This is a genomic window from Micromonospora chokoriensis, assembly GCF_900091505.1.
Taxonomy (GTDB): Bacteria; Actinomycetota; Actinomycetes; order Mycobacteriales; family Micromonosporaceae; genus Micromonospora; species Micromonospora chokoriensis.
On sequence record NZ_LT607409.1, the window covers coordinates 5,745,739 to 5,760,833 of the forward strand.

Here is a 15,095-nt window from a genome sequence, read left to right on the forward strand (position 1 = left end):
CGAGCGGTGCCGTACCAGTCTACGGAGTGCCCGGCCAGCGGCAGGGCGGCGCACCTCGATCACCCGCCGCCGGTGTGCCCAGCGTCACCGGCGGTCGGCCCGGGCCAGCAGGTCACGCACCCGTTCGGCGGCCGGGTGGCCGAGGTCGTCGAGGATGCCCACGGCTCGTCGCCAGCTCCGCGCGGCGCCGGCCGCGTCCCCCACCGCCTGCCGGCTCTCGCCGAGCCGGGACAGGGTGTCCGCCTCGTCGAAGCGGTCACTGACCCGCCGGTACAGCCCGATCGCCCGCTGGAAACAGCGGATCGCCGCACGGTGCTCGTCCAGCCGGGCGTGGATGAAGCCCAGACTGTCCCAGGTGTTCGCCTCACCGTGCCGGTCCCCCGTCGTCCGGAGCAGCCGCAACGCCTCCCGGCAGTGCCCGAGCGCCGGCTCGTACTGGCCGAGCTGGGCGTGCGCCCAGCCCACCGCGTTGCGGGCGCTGGCCTCCCCGGCGACGTGCCCGGCGGCCCGGTACAGCGCCAGGGCGCGCTCGCTCTGCTCCAGCGACTCGGCGTGCCGGCCGAGCCCGTCGAGCATCGCGCCGAACGCCCGGTGGGTACGCGCCTGCCCGGTGTGGTCACCCAGCTCCGCGAAGAACGCCAGGGCCTGGCGGTAGTTCCTCGCCGCCTCGTCCACCCGGCCCAGCCGGTACTGCACCCGGGCGAGGTCGCGGTGGGCGTTGGCCTGCCCGGGTCGGTCGCCGGCCCGCTGCGCCCCGGTCAGGGCGTTGTGCTGGGCCACCGCCAGGTCCGGCCACCGCCCCCGGCGTTGCAGGAAGTCCACGAGTGTCCAGGCCAGCTGCCACGCGTGACCGTCGAACCCGGCCCTCGTGGCGTGGGCCACCGCCGCCAGCAGCACCGGATACTCGACGCCGAACCAGGCGAGCGCCTGACCGAGGTCGGTGATCTCCTCCGGCAGCACACCCGGTGCGGCGGTCGCGAGGGTGACCGGATCCCGGCCCGGTTGCAGCAGCAACGCGGCGGCGTGTGCCGTGTGCAGGTAATGGTCGAGCCCTCGCCGGATCGCGGCCCGCCGGGACTCCGCCGGTTCGAGGCGTTCGACCTGCTCGGCCGCGTACGCCCGGAGGAGGTCGTGTGCGCCGTACCGGCCGGGGGCGTGTTCGGTGATGAGGTGCGCGTGGGCCAGCTCCGCCAGCAGCCGGGGCACGTCGGCCCGGGGCAGCCCGGCCAGGCTGGCCGCGGCGGCGACCCCGATGTCCGGGCCGGGGTGGCAGCCGAGGAGCCGGAACAGGCGTGCCGCCGACGGGGTCAGGCCCCGGTACGACCAGGAGAAGACGGCCTGCACGTCGGTGCTGGTGTCGCCCCCGTCGAACGAGTCGAGCAGTCGCGGCGACGCGCGCAGTTCGGCCGCGAGGGTGGCCAGCGGGAACGCCGGGTTCTCGGCGGCTCTCGCGGCGAGGACGGCGAGCGCCAGCGGTAGCCGCGCACACCGTTCGATGATCTCGTCCACCGCCTCCGGCTCGGCCGCCAGCCGGTTCGCGCCGAGCCGCCGGGCCAACAGCTGCCAGGCCTCCGCGGTGCTGAGCAGGTCGACGCCGACCGGCCGGGCGCCCTCGGTGGCGACCAGGCCGGCGAGCCGGTTGCGACTGGTGACCAGGACCAGGCAGCTCGCACTGCCGACCAGCAGGGGCCGGACCTGCTCGGCGTCGCGGGCATTGTCCAGCAGCACCAGCATCCGGCGGCCGGCGAGCAGGCTGCGGTAGAGGCCCACCTGCGCGGGCAGGTGGGTGGGGATCCGTTCGGGCGGCACCTCCAGGGCCTCCAGGAAGCCCCGCACCGCCTCGACCGCCGTCACCACCGTTCCGGTGGAGTCGAACCCGCGCAGGTCGACGTAGAGCTGGCCGTCCGGGAAGCGGTCGGCGACCCGGTGCGCCCAGTTGACGGCGAGGGTCGTCTTGCCGACCCCGGCCGTACCGGACACCGTCAGGACGGTGACCGGTGCCACGTCGTCCCCGGGCACCGGGGACACCGCGCACCCGGCGTCGAGCCGCGCGAGGTGGGTTGCCCTCCCGACGAACCCGGGCAGCGCCGGGGGCAGCTGGCGGGGCACCGGAAGCGGCGGGAACGCGGTGCCGGTGCGCGGGCCGCCGGCCCTGGGCCGAACGCCGACCCGTCTGGTGGTGGGGTGGTCCCGGGTGAGGTGTCGACGCCGCTCCTCGACCCGGTCCCGCGCGGTGGCCAGCACCCCCTGCTCGGCCGGGGTCGCCCCGAGCAGTCGGATGAGGGCGTCGAATCGTTCCGGCGGCGGCAGGATGTTGCCGGAGAAGTACTCCCCGATGATGCCGCGCGACCAGCCGGTCTTCGCGGCCAACTGCCGGTACGTCAGCAGTGTCTCGCCCTGCTGGCGGGCTTCCCGACGGCGCAGTTGGCGCAGCAAGCCGGCCAGCTCCGCAAGGGTCTGCGCCTCGGCGCCGGCACGGGCAAGCTCGAACGCTCCGGACGACCCATGTGACGTCTGACGAGTGCCGGAAGGTACCCACTGGTCGGACATGCGGCCCCCACCCCCGGTCATCCGGCCCCCCGGATGCGCACGGGCAGGGTAAGTCGACCCCCGCGCCGATCGATAGACAGTGGCCAATGTATGACAGTTCCACTGCGGACCGTTTCCCCGTCCGGCGGTGTCCAACCGTGTCCAGCCCCGTCCAGGATCTGCCCCGCCACGCCGACGTCCCTGCCACCGTCCCTGGTGCGGGCACGGCCCGCTCCACGATCCCTGGGGGAAGAGGTACCCGATGATCCGTCCACACCCGACCACCCGGCGCCCCGTGGCGATGCTGCGTCGCGTCGCCGTCACCGCGGTCAGCCTCGCGCTGCTCGCCGCGGGCATGACCGCCACATCCGCCGCCGCCGCACCCGCCGCCGCACCGGGCGGAAAGGCCGCCACCGCCGGGTCGTTCATCGACAGCACACCGGTGCCCGGCGGCTTCGCCTCCTGGTCGGAGTTGCTCCGGCTGCAGCAGCGCATGAACAGCGCCGCCGAGCGGATCACCAAGGCGGCCGAGCGCAGCCCGAACTCCGGCTTCGCCGGCATCGTCGCCGACCCCACCAACCGCCACCTCCAGGTCTACTGGAAGGGTGAGCCGCCGGCGAGCCTGGTGGCCAACGCGCGGGCCACCGTCGCCACAAAGGTGCTGCCCGCCGCCTACTCGCAGCGGGAACTCCTCGCCGCGGCCGACCGCCTGCGGGCCAAGGCGGGCGACGAGATCACCACTGTCGGGCCGCGCGCCGACGGCGCCGGCCTGCTCGTCGGCACCCAGGACGGGCTGCTCGGCGCGACGGCCATGGCCGGCGTGCCGGTGACCGTGCAGACCAAGGTCGCCGCCGCGCCCGCGACCCGGTGGGACGACACCGCGCCGTGGTGGGGCGGTGCCGCCTGGCGCAACGCCACCACCGGCGGTGGCTGCTCGACCGGCTTCGGGGTCTTCAAGAACGGGAACGCCCGGATCCTCTCCGCCGCGCACTGCGGCAACCTCAACAACGTCGCGACCGACCCGACCGGGCAGGCGATGGGCACCGTGAGCACCCGCAACGCCAGCACCGACACCCTGCTGTTGTCCGGCGGCTCCGGCGGCCGGGTCTTCAACAACAGCACCGACGCGCTGGGCAACGTGGTCAGTGAGTTCAGCAACCAGGTGATCGGCGCGTCGGCCAGCCAGGTCGGCAACTGGGTGTGCACCTCCGGCGCGTACTCCGGCACCCGCTGCTCGATCCAGGTGAAGGCCCGCAACCTGTGCATCAACGTGCGCGACTTCGGCCAGGTCTGCGGGCAGGTCCAGGCGGAGAACACCACCGGCGCCAACGCCGTCGGTCAGGGCGACAGCGGTGGCCCGGTGGAGATCGTGAACGCGGCGAACACCCTCCAGGTCTGGGCCACCGGCACCAACACCGCCATCGACGACACCTTCACGTCGACGGCCTGCACCGGCTACCGCCCCACCGGGCGGGTCTGCGCCTGGCGGTTCTACTACGAGGACATCTTCTCGGGCATGGCCGGCGTCGGCGCCACGGGCGTCGTCCTCGGCTGAGGTAGCTCGGCGACCCGCCGAACGACTCGGTGGCCGGGTCGGTGCGCACACCCGCGCACCGGCCCGGCCCTTGCCTGCTCTCAGGCGCCGGCGGCCGGCTGCCCGGCTAAGGAGCGGCCCCCCGGACGCCGGCCGGCGCGCCCAGCGACACCAGCAGGCTCTCGTAGCCACGCAGGGTCAGCCGGGTCCGGTGCCGGGGCGGCTCGACCAGCGCCAACTCGGGGAGGCGACGCAGCAGCATCGGGAACGCCAACCGCGCCTCCAGCCGGGCCAGGCCGGCGCCGAGGCAGTAGTGCGGGCCGGCGCCGAAGGACAGCGGGTGCCCCTGGTCCCGCATCGGGTCGAAACGCTGCGGGTCGGCGAACCGGCGCGGGTCACGGTTCGCCGCGCCGAGCAGCAACAACGCCGTGCTGCCGGCCGGAAGGTCGAGCCCGCCGCAGCGCACCGGCGCCGTGCTGGTCCGGGTGGTCAACTGCACCGGCGAGTCGTAGCGCAGCAGCTCCTCGACGTACGTCGGGGCGAGTGCGGGATCGGCGCGCAGCTCGGCGGCGGCGGCCGGGTGACGCAGCAGCACGACGAGACCGTTGCCGAGCAGGTTGGTCGTGGTCTCGAAGCCGGCCACCAGCAGCACCACCAGGTTGGCCAGCAGTTCGTCCCCGGTGAGCCGTTCGCCGTCGGCGTCGTGCACCTGAACCAGCGCGGTGGTCAGGTCGTCGGCCGGTGCCCGCCGCCGGGCGACGATCAGCTCCACGAAGTAGTCGCGCAGCTCGGCGGCCCCCGCGTCGGCGACCGTCAACTCCTCGGGAGTGATCTCCGGCTCCAGCACCCCGGTCAGGTCACCGGCCCACCGGCGGAACAGCGGCCGGTCAGCCGCGGGTACGCCGAGCAGCGCGCAGATCACCCCGACCGGCAGGGGGTACGCGAAGTCGGCCAGGATGTCGACCGGAGCCCCGCCCGCGGCACTGTCGACCAGCACGTCGAGCAACTCCTCGGCCTGCGTCCGCACCACGTCGCGCATGCCGGCGATCCGGCGCGGAGTGAACGCCCCGGCGGCCAGCCGACGCATCCGGCTGTGGTCGGGCGGGTTGGTCCGCAGCATGGACCTCGCGATCGACGACACCGCCGGGCTCTGCCGCCAGTTCGGCCAGACCTGGTCCCGAAGCGCGTCGTCGAGCACCCCGAGCCGGGGGTCGCGCAACAGCTCGTCGACCTCCGGATAACCGGTCACCACGTACAGGCCCGGCAACGCCTGCACCACGGGGCCGTGGGCGCGCAGCCGCTCGTACGTCGGGTACGGGTCGACGCGCCCCTGCGGCGACATGAGCAGTGTCAGCGCCTCGGCAGCCTCCATGGCCGGCCCTCCGTCGATGTGTCGGAGGTTCCATCATCCCGGTGCGGCCGCCGTCCAGCAGCCCTCAGGACCGCACCGTCGACGCCGAGTGCCCGGATGAGCGGCGGGTCGGGCACCGGCGGGCGGCCAGCGCCGGGTCGGACACCGGCCGCCGGGGCTCAGGCGCCGGCGCCCGGGTCCCCCGCGAGGACCGCGTCACCACGCAGCAACGCCGGCTCGGGCAGCGGAAGCTGGATCTTGTGCGCCGCCTCCCAGTCGTAGATCAGGCCGGGGCGCACCTGGGCGGCGAAGTAGTCGATCGCCGTCATCCCACCCACGACCGGCTCGTCGACCTCGGCGACCAACTGGGCGGGGACGAGGGAGAACCCGTTCTGCAGGGCGGCGCTGAGCCGGCGGTGACCGTCGACGACGAAGAAGTACTCGCCGGTGAACCCGATCTTCAACGGTTCGAGGGCCTCGTCGCCGGCCTCGGCCACGTCGCCGACGAAGTCGGTGTCCCACAGACCCCGCAGGGCGGCGATGTCCTCGGTCGGGTAGACGCGGGCCGGGTCGAGCAGCAGCAGCGGTGGCGCGTCCCGCAGCACCTCCGCGCCGAGCGTCCCCTCGTACGCGGCGATGATGTGCTCGATCACCTCGGCGGCGGTCGCCCGGGTGGTGTCACAGATCAGGTCGTAGTTGCGCAGTCGGGCCTTGTCCACGCCGTACCGGATGATGAACCGGCTGCGCTCACTGGCACTGCGCTCGCGGAGCTTGGCCTTGGCCTCCTCCAGCGAGGCGTAGCTCTCCGCCGGACCGGAGGGCCGGGCGAGCACCCGACGGGCCGCCTCACCCGGCTCGGTGATCATGTGAACCTTGAGCGCGTCGGTGAAGAAGTGCCAGGCCAGCCGGGAGTCCATGATGAGGCGCTCACCGGAGGCGGCGATGTCCCGCTGGAGCTGGTCGACGTAGCCGTCGACGGCCTGGTCGAGCTCGGCGTGCAGATTGAGCTGCAGAGCGGTCATCTGCCGCTGCTGCGCCATCTCCCGGTAGAGGTCCCCAACGCTGACCCGGCGCATCCCGAGCCGCTTGGCGATCTCGACCGACACGGTGCTCTTGCCGCTGCCGAGGTCGCCGTTGAAGACGATCGATTGTCCAACGGTCACGACTTGTCCACCCCTGATCACCGGCTCATTGACATCATCGACACCGCGTCCGACCGACGCGTTACCGCCATCGTCGCGACAGCCCCCGGCGGCCCCGACTGAGCACGTCTGACGCTCCGTCGCGACCTGGAGCCGCCGTACGCCTCGGCATGACGGGCGATGCTACCACTCCGACACCACCCCCCTGCCGGACGCAGTGTGCGAGGCCACGTCCGCCCGGCGGGGTCCGCCGCCGCCGGCACCAGCCGAAACTCCTCAGAACAGGCTCAGCGGATCCACCTGGAGACGGACCGGGTCGGCGGCCTTGCGGGCGGCACGAGCGCCGGCCGCCGAGTGCAACGCCTCGGCGAGCGCGGCAGCCCGGGCCCGGGGCACCCGGACCAGCATCCGCTCCCGTCCCTCCTCGGCCGGCACGGGCCCGAGCACCTCGGCGTCCGCGGGCAGCCGGACCGCGGTGAGCAGGTCCGCCACCGCCTCGGCCGGGCCCGTGACGCTCGCCATCCGGACGGCCGGGGGGAAGCCCAACTCCCGGCGCTCGGCCAACTCCCGGCCGGCGAACCAGGCGGCGTCCCAGCGCAGCAGCGCCTGCACCGGGGCCAGCGCGCCGTCGGCGACCACCACCACCCGCCCCGCCGGGGCCGGTCGGGCCAGCGCCGCCGCAGCCAGCCAGCGCCGCAACGCCTCCTCACCGGCGCGCAGGTCGGCCCGGGTCAGCAGGGCCCACGAGTCGAGCAGCAGCACCGCTCCGTAGCCGCCCTCGGCGACCGGTTCGGCACCGGGGGTGGCCACCACCAGGGCCGCCCCGCCGGGAACATCCGTCAGCACCTCCTCGCGGCCCGACGTGCGTACCGCCACGCCCGGGAACGCCCGGCCCAACTCCTCGGCGGTCCGCCGGGCACCGGTCACCGCCGCCCGCAACCGCCGCCCACCGCACTGCGGGCAGGCGTACGCGGCGGCCACCCGGGCGCACCACCGACAGGCCGGGGTGCCACCGGCCGACGGCAACGCGAGCGGGCCGGCGCAGTGCGCGCAACGGGCCGGGGTGCGGCAGTCGGCGCAGGAGATCGACGGCAGGTAGCCGCGGCGGGGCACCTGCACCAACACCGGCAGGTCCTGGCGGAGGGCGTCGCGAGCGGCCGTCCAGGCCAGGCTGGGCAGCCGGGCGGTGGCGGCCCCGGGGTCGCGGGCCAGTTGGGGGTCGTCGCCGGTCGGCGCGATCGCCGGGACGCGGGCCCGCACCGTCGCGCGGTCGGCGACCACCTCCCGCGCCCAGCCCGTCTCCAGCAGCAGCTGCGCCTCGGCGCTGCGCGCGTAACCCCCGACCAGCGCACCGGCCCCGGCGAGCTGGGCGCGGATGAGCAGCACGTCGCGGGCGTGCGGGTAGGGCGCCCGGGGCTCGGAGTGCAGGTCGTCGCCGTCGTCCCAGACGGCGACCAGACCGAGGCGGTCCACCGGGGCGAACATCGCCGCCCGGGTGCCGATCACCACCGGCACCCGCCCCCGGCGGGCGGCGAGGAACGCGCGGTAGCGGCGCGCCGGCCCGAGCGCGGCCGTGAGGCTGACGTGCCGTCCCTCCCCCAGGACGGCGGTGAGCGCGGCGTCGAGCCGGTCGAGGTCGCGGGCGTCGGGCACCACGACGACAGCGCCGCGCCCCCCGGCCACGGTGGCGGCCACCGCGTCGGCGTAGCGGGCCGCCCAGTCCTCGCCCGGCAGCGCCGACCAGACCGCGCGGGGGGCCCGCCCGTCGGTGAGCGCCCGCAGCAGCGCCGGACCGGTCGGGTAGTCCCGCCAGCCGCGCGGGTCGACCACCGCGGCCTCGGCGACCGCCGCGGCGGGCTGGTCGTCGCGGGGTTCCTTCTCCACCCGGGCGTGCCGGGGCGGCACGGCGAGCCGGAGCACGTCGGCGAGGTTGCCCGCGTACCGGTCGGCGACCGCGCGGGCCAGCCCGGCGATCTCGGGCGCCAGCACCGGCTCCGGCGACACCACCTTCTCCAGGTACGCGAGGCGGCCGGTGTGCCCGGAGTCGTCGGCGCGGGACAGCAACCACCCGTCGACGAGCTGCCCGGCGAAGCGCACCTTCACCCGGGTGCCGGGCACCGCCACCTCGTCCAGCTCGGCCGGCACCAGGTAGTCGAACGGCCGGTCCAGGTGCGCCAGTCCGACATCTACGCAGACGCGCGCGACCGGCGACCCGTCCGCGGGTCGCCGGTCGCTACGCCTGGTGGCGGTCAGGCTCCCGCGGCCGACTTGAGGTCGGCGGCCCGGTCGGTGCTCTCCCAGGTCAGGTCCGGCAACTCGCGGCCGAAGTGGCCGTACGCGGCGGTCTGCTGGTAGATCGGGCGGAGCAGGTTGAGGTCCCGGATGATCGCGGCCGGGCGCAGGTCGAACACCTCGGTGACGGCCTTCTCGATCGAGGAGACCGGCACGGTCTCGGTGCCGAACGTCTCGATGAACAGGCTGACCGGGTGCGCCTTGCCGATGGCGTAGGCGACCTGCGCCTCGCACCGCTCGGCCAGGCCGGCGGCGACCACGTTCTTGGCGACCCAGCGCATGGCGTACGCGGCCGACCGGTCCACCTTCGACGGGTCCTTGCCGGAGAACGCGCCGCCGCCGTGGCGGGCGTACCCGCCGTAGGTGTCGACGATGATCTTGCGGCCGGTGAGCCCGGCGTCACCCATCGGGCCGCCGATCTCGAACCGCCCGGTCGGGTTGACCAGCAACCGGTAGCCCTCGGTGTCCAGACCGAGGCTCTCCAGCTCCGGGGCGATGACGTGGTCACGCACGTCCGGGGTGAGCAGCGAGTCCAGGGAGATGTCGGCGGCGTGCTGGCTGGACACGACGACGGTGTTCAGCCGGACCGGGCGCAGCCCTTCGTACTCGATGGTGACCTGGGTCTTGCCGTCCGGGCGCAGGTAGGGGATCGTGCCGTCCTTGCGGACCGCGGCGAGCCGACGGGCCAGTCGGTGCGCGAGGGCGATCGGCAGCGGCATCAGCTCGGGAGTCTCCGAGCAGGCGAAGCCGAACATCATGCCCTGGTCGCCGGCGCCCTGCGCGTCCAGCGCGCTCTCCGACGCCCCGGTCCGCAGCTCGAAGGCGTTGTCCACGCCCTGCGCGATGTCCTCGGACTGCGCGCCGATGGAGACGCTGACCCCGCAGGAGGCCCCGTCGAAGCCCTTCTTCGACGAGTCGTAGCCGATGTCCAGGATGGTCCGGCGGACGATCGTCGGGATGTCGGCGTACGCCTTGGTGGTCACCTCGCCGGCGATGTGCACCTGGCCGGTGGTGATCATGGTCTCGACCGCCACCCGGCTGTGCGGATCCTCGGCCAGCAGCGCGTCGAGGATGCCATCGCTGATCTGGTCGGCGATCTTGTCCGGGTGGCCTTCCGTGACCGATTCGGACGTGAAGAGACGGCGTGTCACGGCACTCCTAAGCGTGTGAGGTCGTTCCGCGGCAGTCTAATCACCACTGCGGCTGGTGTCGGGATCGGTCGCGCCCTTTACCACCCGTCAGGAACCGCCGGGTAGCCGCGCCACGACGAGATCCCACACCGCGTCGGCCACCGACTCCTTGGCCTGCTCGGGCAGTCGGGCGACCGAGCCGTCCGCGCCGATGACCGTCACCGTGTTGGTGTCGGCGCCGAAGACCAGGTCCGGACCGACCTCGTTGATCACGATGAGGTCGGCCCGTTTCCGGGCGAGTTTCGCCCGGCCGTTGGCCTCGGCGTCGCCGGTCTCGGCGGCGAACACCACCAGCAGTTGCTCCGGTCGTTTGCGCTGGCCGAGCTCCGCCGCGATGTCGGGGTTCGTGACGAGGTCGATGGTGGGCGCGACGCCATCGTCGGACTTCTTGATTTTGCCAGGCACGTACGTGGCCGGCCGGAAATCGGCCGGAGCCGCCGCCATCACCACCGCGTCGGCCTCGACGGCGGCCTTGACCGTCGCCTCCCGCAACTCGGCGGTGGTGCCGACCCGGATCAGGTCGACGCCGGCGGGGTCGGGAAGGGACACATTGGCCGCGATCAGTGTGACCTGGGCGCCCCGGGCGACGGCGGCGCGGGCGAACGCGTACCCCTGCTTGCCGGAGGAACGGTTACCCAGGAAGCGGACCGGGTCCAACGGCTCCCGGGTGCCACCGGCGGTGACGACCACCCGGCGGCCGGCCAGGTCGACGGGGGCGGAGCCGCCCCGGGCCAGCACCTGCCGGGCGACGGCGAAGATCTCCGCCGGGTCGGGCAGCCGCCCCTTGCCGGTGTCGGCGCCGGTGAGCCGGCCGACGGCGGGGTCGATGACCCGCACACCCCGGGAGCGCAGCGTGGCGACGTTGGCCACGGTGGCGGGGTGCTCCCACATCTCGGTGTGCATGGCCGGAGCGAGCAGCACCGGGCAGCGGGCGGTCAGCAGGGTGTTGGTCAGCAGGTCGTCGGCGAGCCCGTGGGCGGCCTTCGCGAGCAGGTCGGTGGTGGTCGGCGCGACCACCACCAGATCGGCCTGCTGACCGAGACGGACGTGCGGCACCTCGTGGACGTCGGTCCAGACGTCGTCGGCGACCGGCTGACCGGAGAGCGCCGCCCAGGTCGGCGCCCCGACGAACCGGAGCGCCGACGCGGTCGGCACGACCCGAACCCGGTGACCGGATTCGGTGAAGAGTCGCAGCAGCTCGCACGCCTTGTAGGCGGCGATGCCGCCGCCGACCCCGAGGACGATCGAGGCGGACATCGGCCGGCGAGGGCTTACGGCTGGTCGGTCGGCTCGGCGGTGAGCAGGCCCGAGTTGATCTCGCGCATGGCGATGGAGAGGGGCTTCTCCTGGGGGGTGGTCTCGACGAGCGGGCCGACGTACTCCAGCAGACCCTCACCGAGCTGGCTGTAGTAGGCGTTGACCTGGCGCGCGCGCTTGGCGGCGAAGATGACCAGCGCGTACTTCGACGTCGTCTTCTCGAGGAGCTCGTCGATCGGCGGGTTGGTGATGCCTTCGGGGTTGGCGATGGATCCCACGAATTAACCTCTGCGTCTTTCGAGCCGCGCGCACGCGGTGCTGAGTCTCAACGGCGGCCGACCGTCAGCCACGCACGCGCGACCAGGTCGGATCCGGATAAGAAGAACCGAGTAAGCCTACCAGCTCCTCGACGACCCGCTCGGTGAGGTCGTGGGTCAGCGTGTGCTCGAAGGCCGCCGCCACCTGGGCGTCGGGTCGGTAACCGGGTGGGCGCAGCAGCACCAGCCGGGAGTCCGGCAGGCGCGCGCGCACCAGCGGAGCGCCGGGCAGGTCGAGCGGGAGGAGCACCGGTTGCCCGGCGTCGAGCCGGGCCCGCAAGGGTGGATAGGGGGTGCCCCGGCGGTACGCGCCGATCCGGGACCACTCCAGCAGCTCGCCCGCGACGAGCCGGCGGTCGAACTCGGCCGGGGCGAGGAAGACGCGGTCAACCCCGTCGATCTCCGACTCGCGGCGCGGCCGTGTGGTCGCCGGCACCGGCAACCACACGGACGGAGAACGCGCCCGGACGAGCTCGACGACACTCTCCCTGCCGGAACCCGAAGGTCCAGCCAGGACAGTGAGCCGAGCCGCCGGGCGCGCCTCGTCATCCGTGCTCACTGCTTGTTTCTACACGCTGCCAGGTTCAGTTGGCGGCGAACTCTCCAAGCAGTGCCTTGCGCTGCTGCTCGCCGAGGCCACGCAGGCGACGGCTGTCGGCGATCTTGAGCTTCTCCATGATCTGGGTAGCCCGGATCTTGCCGATGCCCGGCATGGCCTGCAGGACGGCCGAAACCTTGAGCTTGCCGACGACGTCGTCGCTCTCGGCGCGCTCAAGGACAGCACCGAGGGTGGTCTTGCCCTGCTTGAGCTGCTCCTTCAGCTGAGCACGGGCCTTGCGGATCTCCGCGGCCTTCTCGAGCGCGGCAGCGCGTTGTTCGGGGGTCAGTGACGGGAGCGGCACCAGTTCTCCTCAGGTCCCTATCGCGGCGGGCGGGGCGCACCGCCGCATCTGTGAAACGTGGTGTCGCTGTGAACCAAGGGGTCCGTGGTTCCCAGCGCGGGGAAAACTAGCGGTCAACGGAACTTTCGGCAACGTGGGGGGCCCATGATCAACGGAAAGTGACCGACCCGTCAGTCAGTCAGAGGGCAGGCAGGACGGCCCGGCAGTCGGCCAACACCCGGTCCGCGGCGGCCCGCAGGGTGGCGACGTCGGGGCCTGCCGAGAGCACCTCCCGGGAGTACGACGGGAGCACCGAGGCGAGGCTCGCACCGAAGACGGTCCGCAGATCCGCCGCCCCGCCACCCTGCGCGCCAAGGCCCGGGGCGAGCAGCGGACCCCCTACGCCGGTGAGGTCGTGGCCGGTGTCACCGATGGTCGCCCCGACCACCAGACCGAAGCTCCCCAGCGGGGTCGCACCCCTGTTGAGCTGGGAAATCTCGTCGATCACGGTTTGCGCCACGGTGCGGCCGTCGGCCGCACGGGCCTGCTGCACGGACGCGCCCTCCGGGTTGGAGGTGAGGGCCAGCACGAAGACACCGCCGCCGTGCTCGGCGGCCAGCTCGAACATCGGGGCCAGCGAACCGACGCCGAGGTAGGGGCTCGCGGTGACCGCGTCGACATACATCGGGCTGGATGGATCAAGGTACGCGGAGGCGTACGCGCTCACCGTCGAGCCGATGTCGCCGCGCTTGACGTCGAGGAGAACGAGCGAGCCGGCATCTCGTAACTGTCGGATAGTTGACTCAAGAATGGCCACGCCGTGGGATCCGAACCGCTCGAAAAAGGCCGACTGAGGCTTGACCACCGCAACCCGGTCACCGAGGGCTTCCACGACGGTCCGGGTGAAGCGGTCTAGACCCTGGACGTCGTCGGCGAGGCCCCAACGGGCCAGCAGACCGGGATGCGGGTCGATGCCCACACAGAGTGGCCCCCGCTCGACCATCGCCCGGTGCAGCCGGGTTCCGAAGCTCTCCATCCGGTGCTCCCTCTCTCTTGTCGGCCGGGCGGCGACGCGCCTCCCGGAGGTACCCGTGTGGTCAGCCGGCCGCCACGGCCGCCGCCACCCCGGCGGCGATCCGGGCCAGGTCGGCGTCGTCGGTGACGTACGGCGGCATCGTGTAGACCAGGTCGCGGAACGGGCGCAGCCACACCCCCTGCCCGGCCGCGGCGGCGGTGGCCGCGCCGAGGTCCACCTCGTGATCCAGCTGGACCACCCCGATCGCACCGAGCACCCGTACGTCGGCGACGCCCGGCGTACCGCGCAGCGGCTCCAGGCCGGCGCGCAGGCCGGCGCCGACCCTGGCGACCTGCCCCGCCCAGTCCCCGGCCCGCAGCAGACCGATGGAGGCGTTGGCCACCGCGCAGGCCAGGGGGTTGCCCATGAACGTGGGTCCGTGCGCCAGCACGCCGGCGGCGGAGATGCCCCGGGCGATCTCCGGGGTACACAGCGTCGCCGCCAGCGTCAGGTAGCCCCCGGTGAGCGCCTTACCCACGCACAGCACGTCCGGGGTCACCCCGGCGTGCTCGGCGGCGAACATCGCACCGGTACGGCCGAACCCGGTGGCGATCTCGTCGAAGATCAACAACACTCCGTGGGCGCGGGTCACCTCCCGCAGCACCCGCAGGTAACCGGGATGGTGGAAGCGCATCCCGCCGGCGCCCTGGACGACCGGCTCGACGATCACGGCGGCCAGTTCGTGGGCGTGCCGCTCGACGGTCTCCACCAACGCCGCCACGTACGCGTCGTCGGGCGGGTCGTCGAAGCCGCCCGGCGGCACCGGGGCGAACACCTGTCGCGGCAGCACGTCGCCCCAGAGGTGGTGCATCCCGCCCTCCGGGTCGCAGACGCTCATCGGGTGGAACGTGTCACCGTGGTAGCCGCCCCGCCAGGTCGCCAACCGACGCCGCTGCGGCTGCCCGACAGCCCGCTGGTACTGCAGGCACATCTTCACCGCCACCTCGACGCTGACCGACCCGGAGTCGGCCAGGAACACGTGCTCCAGGCCCTCCGGCGTCAGCTCGACCAGGGTGCGGGCGAGCTGCACGGCGGGCTCGTGGGTGAGCCCGCCGAACATCACGTGGCTCATCCGTCCGAGCTGGTCGGTGACCGCCGCGTCCAGCACCGGGTGCCGGTACCCGTGGATCGCCGCCCACCAGGACGACATCCCGTCCACCAGCTCACGGCCGTCGGCCAGCCGCAGGCGTACGCCCTCGGCGCTGCGCACCACGTACGGCGGGGTCGCCGGCGGCAGCGCCGCGTACGGATGCCAGACATGGTCCCGGTCGACGGCCAGGATCTCCTCGGGGGTCACGCGTACTCCTTTCCGGGCGCGAACCGGCCGGACGGCGGTCGTCCTTCGGCCGGTCGCACCACTCCGTCGCCGCCTTTGCTCTGCACCCACGGACGCGACACCTCAGCACGTGACGCCTCAGCACGCGACACCTCAGCACGTGACGCCTCAGCACGCGACACCCGGCGGCCGGGGGCCGCGCTGCGGCGGGCGGTGGTGCATCCACGGGTGCAGAGCAACCGAGTGACGGT

Annotated in this window: 12 protein-coding genes; 1 reads left to right on the forward strand and 11 read right to left on the reverse strand. The window is 73.4% G+C overall.

Annotated elements, in window-relative coordinates:
• Positions 1–84: 84 nt before the first annotated feature.
• Positions 85–2,550, reverse strand: a complete 2,466-nt coding sequence (locus tag GA0070612_RS26035; protein ID WP_088990305.1) for an ATP-binding protein — start codon at positions 2,548–2,550, stop codon at positions 85–87.
• A gap of 241 nt (positions 2,551–2,791) precedes the next feature.
• Between GA0070612_RS26035 and GA0070612_RS26040 the strand changes: the two genes are divergently transcribed.
• Positions 2,792–4,084: a chymotrypsin family serine protease gene (locus tag GA0070612_RS26040; protein ID WP_088990306.1), complete on the forward strand. Its 1,293-nt coding sequence runs from the start codon at positions 2,792–2,794 to the stop codon at positions 4,082–4,084.
• 106 nt (positions 4,085–4,190) lie between these two features.
• Here the strand turns inward: GA0070612_RS26040 and GA0070612_RS26045 are convergent, their stop codons facing one another.
• The 10 genes from GA0070612_RS26045 to GA0070612_RS26090 all read right to left on the reverse strand — a co-directional run bounded on the left by GA0070612_RS26045 (position 4,191) and on the right by GA0070612_RS26090 (position 14,865).
• Positions 4,191–5,435: a cytochrome P450 gene (locus GA0070612_RS26045; protein ID WP_088990307.1), complete on the reverse strand. Its 1,245-nt coding sequence runs from the start codon at positions 5,433–5,435 to the stop codon at positions 4,191–4,193.
• A gap of 158 nt (positions 5,436–5,593) precedes the next feature.
• Positions 5,594–6,577, reverse strand: a complete 984-nt coding sequence (locus GA0070612_RS26050; RefSeq protein ID WP_088990308.1) for an AAA family ATPase — start codon at positions 6,575–6,577, stop codon at positions 5,594–5,596.
• Between the two features lie 255 nt (positions 6,578–6,832).
• Positions 6,833–8,809, reverse strand: a complete 1,977-nt coding sequence (locus tag GA0070612_RS26055; protein WP_088991773.1) for a primosomal protein N' — start codon at positions 8,807–8,809, stop codon at positions 6,833–6,835.
• Positions 8,806–9,999 carry a methionine adenosyltransferase gene (metK, locus tag GA0070612_RS26060; protein ID WP_088947464.1) on the reverse strand — a complete coding sequence of 398 codons (1,194 nt, stop codon included), beginning with the start codon at positions 9,997–9,999 and terminating at the stop codon, positions 8,806–8,808. The genes GA0070612_RS26055 and metK overlap by 4 nt, the downstream gene beginning before the upstream one ends.
• A gap of 87 nt (positions 10,000–10,086) precedes the next feature.
• On the reverse strand, positions 10,087–11,295 hold the full coding sequence (gene coaBC, locus GA0070612_RS26065; RefSeq protein ID WP_088990309.1) for a bifunctional phosphopantothenoylcysteine decarboxylase/phosphopantothenate--cysteine ligase CoaBC: 1,209 nt from the start codon (positions 11,293–11,295) through the stop codon (positions 10,087–10,089).
• A 14-nt stretch (positions 11,296–11,309) separates the two neighbouring features.
• The gene (gene rpoZ / locus GA0070612_RS26070) at positions 11,310–11,573 is read right to left on the reverse strand and encodes a DNA-directed RNA polymerase subunit omega (RefSeq protein WP_030335666.1); all 264 of its coding nucleotides are present in this window, start codon (positions 11,571–11,573) and stop codon (positions 11,310–11,312) included.
• 64 nt (positions 11,574–11,637) lie between these two features.
• Positions 11,638–12,171, reverse strand: coding sequence for a nucleoside/nucleotide kinase family protein (locus GA0070612_RS26075; RefSeq protein ID WP_088990310.1), 534 nt, complete (start codon positions 12,169–12,171; stop codon positions 11,638–11,640).
• Positions 12,172–12,196: 25 nt separating this feature from the next.
• The gene (mihF, locus tag GA0070612_RS26080) at positions 12,197–12,514 is read right to left on the reverse strand and encodes an integration host factor, actinobacterial type (protein ID WP_030335662.1); all 318 of its coding nucleotides are present in this window, start codon (positions 12,512–12,514) and stop codon (positions 12,197–12,199) included.
• Positions 12,515–12,692: 178 nt separating this feature from the next.
• Entirely contained in the window at positions 12,693–13,529 is an 837-nt protein-coding gene (pyrF, locus tag GA0070612_RS26085) for an orotidine-5'-phosphate decarboxylase (protein WP_088990311.1), read from the reverse strand.
• 61 nt (positions 13,530–13,590) lie between these two features.
• Entirely contained in the window at positions 13,591–14,865 is a 1,275-nt protein-coding gene (locus GA0070612_RS26090) for an adenosylmethionine--8-amino-7-oxononanoate transaminase (RefSeq protein ID WP_088990312.1), read from the reverse strand.
• Between the last annotated feature and the right edge of the window lie 230 nt (positions 14,866–15,095).

Bases quoted from the DNA above. Each gene is read 5' to 3' on its own strand.
- GA0070612_RS26035 (WP_088990305.1), bottom strand. From the start codon at position 2,550: ATGTCCGACCAGTGGGTACCTTCCGGCACTCGTCAGACGTCACATGGG.
- GA0070612_RS26040 (WP_088990306.1), top strand. From the start codon at position 2,792: ATGATCCGTCCACACCCGACCACCCGGCGCCCCGTGGCGATGCTGCGT.
- GA0070612_RS26045 (WP_088990307.1), bottom strand. From the start codon at position 5,435: ATGGAGGCTGCCGAGGCGCTGACACTGCTCATGTCGCCGCAGGGGCGC.
- coaBC (WP_088990309.1), bottom strand. From the start codon at position 11,295: ATGTCCGCCTCGATCGTCCTCGGGGTCGGCGGCGGCATCGCCGCCTAC.
- pyrF (WP_088990311.1), bottom strand. From the start codon at position 13,529: ATGGAGAGCTTCGGAACCCGGCTGCACCGGGCGATGGTCGAGCGGGGG.